The 4,374-nt window shown below is 54.1% G+C and carries 6 protein-coding genes; 4 read left to right on the forward strand and 2 right to left on the reverse strand.

The window, feature by feature from the left end; all coding sequences use genetic code 11:
- The first annotated feature begins 90 nt into the window (after nt 1-90).
- The 4 genes from ACEQU8_RS02285 (at nt 91) to ACEQU8_RS02300 (ending at nt 2,898) form a co-directional block, all read left to right on the forward strand.
- Nucleotides 91-534, forward strand: coding sequence for a phasin family protein (locus ACEQU8_RS02285; protein ID WP_370261182.1), 444 nt, complete (start codon nt 91-93; stop codon nt 532-534).
- A gap of 3 nt (nt 535-537) precedes the next feature.
- Nucleotides 538-1,779 carry a patatin-like phospholipase family protein gene (locus ACEQU8_RS02290; RefSeq protein WP_370261183.1) on the forward strand — a complete coding sequence of 414 codons (1,242 nt, stop codon included), beginning with the start codon at nt 538-540 and terminating at the stop codon, nt 1,777-1,779.
- A gap of 176 nt (nt 1,780-1,955) precedes the next feature.
- Nucleotides 1,956-2,624, forward strand: a complete 669-nt coding sequence (locus ACEQU8_RS02295; RefSeq protein ID WP_370261185.1) for a TetR/AcrR family transcriptional regulator — start codon at nt 1,956-1,958, stop codon at nt 2,622-2,624.
- 19 nt (nt 2,625-2,643) lie between these two features.
- Nucleotides 2,644-2,898, forward strand: coding sequence for an acyl-CoA-binding protein (locus ACEQU8_RS02300; protein WP_370261186.1), 255 nt, complete (start codon nt 2,644-2,646; stop codon nt 2,896-2,898).
- A gap of 72 nt (nt 2,899-2,970) precedes the next feature.
- Here the strand turns inward: ACEQU8_RS02300 and ACEQU8_RS02305 are convergent, their stop codons facing one another.
- Nucleotides 2,971-3,321, reverse strand: a complete 351-nt coding sequence (locus tag ACEQU8_RS02305; protein WP_370261188.1) for an ArsR/SmtB family transcription factor — start codon at nt 3,319-3,321, stop codon at nt 2,971-2,973.
- A gap of 76 nt (nt 3,322-3,397) precedes the next feature.
- Nucleotides 3,398-4,374, reverse strand: a 977-nt coding sequence (locus ACEQU8_RS02310; RefSeq protein WP_372521223.1) for an EF-Tu/IF-2/RF-3 family GTPase, incomplete at its 5' end; no start/stop codon positions are given.

The following is a 4,374-nucleotide window of genomic DNA, read 5'->3' on the forward strand; positions in this document are numbered from 1 at the left end:
CACTCTTTCCCTACACGACGCTCTTCCGATCTGGCAAATAAAAACACTGGCCACAGGCACACCCTTGGCCACCCACCAGGAGAGACACACATGACCGGAAAGAAAAAACCCATCAAAGGGGCTGTGGACAGTGCACAACAGCTGTTGAACGCCGGTTTGGGGGCCATCACCAAAGCCCAGGAAGAAAGTAACCGTGTGTTAGAAAATTTGGTCAAAGAGGGCCAGGAAATCCAGGAGCGAACCGTGAAATTTGCAGATCAAAAAGTGGTTGAAGTTACCGGCAAAGTCAGCAAACTGGCAGGCTCTGTGTCCAGCAAAGCCACCCAGCAATGGGACAAGCTTGAACAAGTGTTTGAAGAGCGCGTGGCCCGCGCCCTGAGCCGTTTGGGCGTGCCCACCAATAAAGACGTGCAACAACTGGCTGAGCGCATTGAGCAATTGTCAGCCGCCGTACAAGAGCTTACCGGCCAGAAGGCCGACAGCAAGGCAAGCCCAGCCAAAAAAACCACCCGCGCCAAAAAGTCGGCCGAGTAAGTAATGACCAAACCCAAAATCGGGCTGGCGCTCGCCGGAGGCGGCCCTCTGGGTGCCATTTATGAAATTGGCGCCCTGTGCGCTTTGTCAGAGTCCATCGAGGGGCTCGACCTGAACGACATGCATGTGTATGTTGGCGTGTCAGCCGGGGGCATTGTGGCCACAGGGTTGGCCCACGACCTAACCCCCATGCAAATTTACCGCTTGTTCATTGAGGGCGAGCCAGAGGAATTTGCGTTTGATCCTTCAGTGTTGCTGCGCCCGGCTTGGCGCGAGTACTGGACCCGGGCCCGAAAAATTCCCAGCCTGTTGACCACAGCCATTTCGGATTATTTTCTGCGCGACGATGCCACATGGGTGAGCTGCATCGAGCGGCTGGGTGCGGCCATTCCCACGGGCTTATTCAACGGCGACGAGCTGCATGAATGGATGGCCGACTTGATTGCAAAAGGTGGCGGCACCAATGATTTCCGCAGCCTGAAAAGGCGCCTGGTGTTGGTGGCCACCGATCTGGATTCAGGTGAATCGGTGCCGTTTGGTATGCCAGGCCACGACGATGTGCCCATTTCAAAAGCCGTGCAAGCCTCGGCTTCTTTGCCAGGCTTGTTCCCCCCCACCCGCATTGGCAGCCGTCATTATGTGGATGGTGCTCTAAAGAAAACCTTGCACGCCTCCACTGCCCTCAAAGAGGGTGCAGAACTGTTGATTTGCCTTAACCCCCTGGTGCCTTACGACGACCGGCTTAATCCCCGTAACCACAGGCGCCGCGCCAAGGGCAAGGCATTCCAGCCCGGCACACGCTTGTACGAAGGCGGCTTGCCTCTGGTGCTATCGCAAACCTTCCGCTCGATTATTCATTCGCGCATGGACATTGGCATGGAGCGCTATGCGCACATCTACCCCGATGCCGACATCGTGCTGTTCGAGCCTCAGCACGGGGATGGCGAGTTCTTCTTCACCAATCCGTTCAGCTACGCCAGCCGGCGACGCTTGTGTGAGCATGCATACCAACGCACCCGCGAGGAACTGTGGGCCCGCCAACACGACCTCAATGAGAAACTGGGCAAGCATGGCTTAAGCCTGAATCTTGACTTGATCAAAGACCCCACGCTTCGACTCGGCACCCGGCCTAGCAAGCGCCCCGCTCGGGCAGGCTCCATTGTGTCTAAATTCGATCAACTCGAAGATTCTTTGAACGAACTCGACCGCTACGTCCGAATTGCAAAAACCCGGCAAGCCGCTTAGGGCCTTATTCAGGCCATCGATGGCGCAATATGTCCGTAATTTGAATTCGGATTTTGTCGCATGCCGCAAAACCACGTAGACTACGTAAATTACACAAATTAACTGGCTGCCAGGGCTTATATTGCAGCCACCGTATGACTGCCCAATACTTTGGCCAGACAGGAGACGACCAGAGCATGGAACGCAAGCCTCCAAGAAGAACAAGAGAACGAATCCTTGATTTGTCGCTTCGGCTGTTCAACGAGTTTGGTGAACCAAACATCACCACCACCGTGATTGCCGACGAGATGAACATCAGCCCCGGCAATTTGTACTACCACTTCCGCAACAAAGACGACATCGTCAACAGCATTTTTGCCAGTTTCGAGAAAGAAATTGACGGGCTGCTTGACGTGCCAGGCAACCGCCAAGCCAACATTGAAGACGCCTGGCTCTATTTGCAGGTGTCGTTTGAACTCATCTGGCGCTACCGCTTTTTGTACCGTGACCTCAACGACCTGCTGTCGCGCAACCGCACCCTGGAAATCCATTTCAAACGCATCTTGAAACACAAGGTGGACGTAGCGCGGCGCCTTTGCGAAGGCTTGGTGGAGTCTGGGGACATGATGGCCAACCAGGCACAGATTAATGCCCTGGCCACCAACATGGTGGTGGTGGCGACGTATTGGCTGTCTTTTGAATACGTGCGCGACCCTCGGCACTTCAACGACGAAGCCACCATGAGCGCGGCCTTGGCCAATGGTGTTTATCAGGTGATGTGCTTGCTTGCCCCCTACTTGCAAGGCAACGCCAAAGAGCTCTTCGAGAGCCTTGCCCAATCCTTTATTACTGAAGAAAACACATAACTAAACAAGGAGATTGCACATGAGCGATTTGAAAGCACGATTTGAAAAAGCGGTTGGGGAATCCAAAAGCCTGCCCGAGCGTCCAGACAATCAAACCCTGCTGAAGATTTACGCACTGTTCAAACAGGCCACCGAAGGCGACAACACTGGCAAACGCCCTGGCTTCACAGACATTGTAGGCCGCGCCAAATACGACGCATGGAAAGGCCTGGAGGGCACCACGTCTGATCAAGCCATGCAAAGCTACATCGACCTGATCGAATCGCTGAAATAAATTCACCGAAGTAAAAATGAAAAAGGCCAGGTGAACATCAACCGGCCTTTTTTCAATCTGTTGTTTTGCTGGCTAATCCGCTTGCTGCTTGAAAAAGTCGGGCAACTTGCCAGAATCCTGAGGCACCGCATCGAGCTTGGCTGCCACGTGTACGCACACCGTGCGACACAACTCCACCACAGTTGGCTCTTTAACTTGGTACAACACCAATGTGCCTTCCTTGCGCCGCTGCAGCACGCCAGCCCGGTACATCAGGTTCAAATGGCGCGAAATATTAGATTGGGTGGAGTCGACCGCCTCCACAATGTCATTCACGGACTTTTCGCCATTGCAAAGGGCATGGATAATTTTCAGCCGGGTGGGCTCAGAAAGCACTGCAAAATATCCCGACACCTGTTCTAACAGGGAATCCAGTTCGCTCATGGGCACGCTGCAAAAGTTAAATACAATGCCTTAAATTGTACGCCCAGTTTACCCAAGCGCACATGCGACACTCCAATTAATGTTTGGCCAACAGCAACCCAGCGTGCTCGCGCATGGGGTGAAACTCGATGCTCTCCCAGCGTTTTTGCATCACATCCAGGTCGAATCGTGAGGTGGCCAAGAACGCTTGGGTGTCTGCTGCATCGGTCACCATGCGGCCAATATTGGCCTCTACAAAGCGGCGCAAATCGGTCGGATTTTTGCTGGTCACCCAGCGGGCACAGCTGTAACGGCTGGGGGCAAGGCGAACTTCCACACCATATTCGGCTTTTAACCTTGCCTGCACCACCTCGAACTGCAATTGGCCGATGGCGCCCAACAACATCTCTGAGCCCATTAAGGGTTTGAACACCTGAATAGCGCCCTCTTCACCCAATTCAGCCAAACCTTTTTGCAATTGTTTGCTGCGCATGGGGTCTTTTAACTCCACTGCGGCGAACAGCTCGGGCGCAAAAAATGGCAAACCGGTGAACTGCAGGCTTTCGCCTTCACTTAACGAATCGCCCAACTGCAAACCACCATGTGTGGTCAAACCAATGATGTCGCCCGCGTATGCCTCATCAACACGGTCGCGACGCTGGGATAAAAAAGTCACCACACTGGTGGGTCGGAAATCCTTGCCCGTGCGCAACACCTTGAACTTCATGCCGTGCTCGAAGCGGCCCGACAACACCCGCACAAAGGCAATGCGGTCACGATGGGAGGGATCCATATTGGCCTGAATCTTGAATACCACTCCCGTGAACTTCGACTCGGCCGGCTTGACCTCACGCTCAAGGGCTTTTCTGGGGCCAGGGTGCGGTGCCACATCCACCAAGGCATCCAACACCTCTTGCACACCAAAGTTGTTCACAGCAGAACCAAAAAACATGGGGGTTTGCTTGCCCGCCAAAAACACCTCAGCATCAAAGGCAGGGGCTGCCGTGGTCACCAAGTCAATTTCTTGCTCGGCGGTTTCAAATTCGGCACCAGATCGGAAGAGCGTCGTGTAGG

The organism is Limnobacter sp. (genome assembly GCF_964228395.1).
Lineage (GTDB): Bacteria > Pseudomonadota > Gammaproteobacteria > Burkholderiales > Burkholderiaceae_B > Limnobacter.

What these genes read in the sequence shown, in the direction of transcription:
- ACEQU8_RS02285 (WP_370261182.1), top strand. Translation starts at nt 91, where the DNA reads ATGACCGGAAAGAAAAAACCCATCAAAGGGGCTGTGGACAGTGCACAA.
- ACEQU8_RS02290 (WP_370261183.1), top strand. Translation starts at nt 538, where the DNA reads ATGACCAAACCCAAAATCGGGCTGGCGCTCGCCGGAGGCGGCCCTCTG.
- ACEQU8_RS02295 (WP_370261185.1), top strand. Translation starts at nt 1,956, where the DNA reads ATGGAACGCAAGCCTCCAAGAAGAACAAGAGAACGAATCCTTGATTTG.
- ACEQU8_RS02300 (WP_370261186.1), top strand. Translation starts at nt 2,644, where the DNA reads ATGAGCGATTTGAAAGCACGATTTGAAAAAGCGGTTGGGGAATCCAAA.
- ACEQU8_RS02305 (WP_370261188.1), bottom strand. Translation starts at nt 3,321, where the DNA reads ATGAGCGAACTGGATTCCCTGTTAGAACAGGTGTCGGGATATTTTGCA.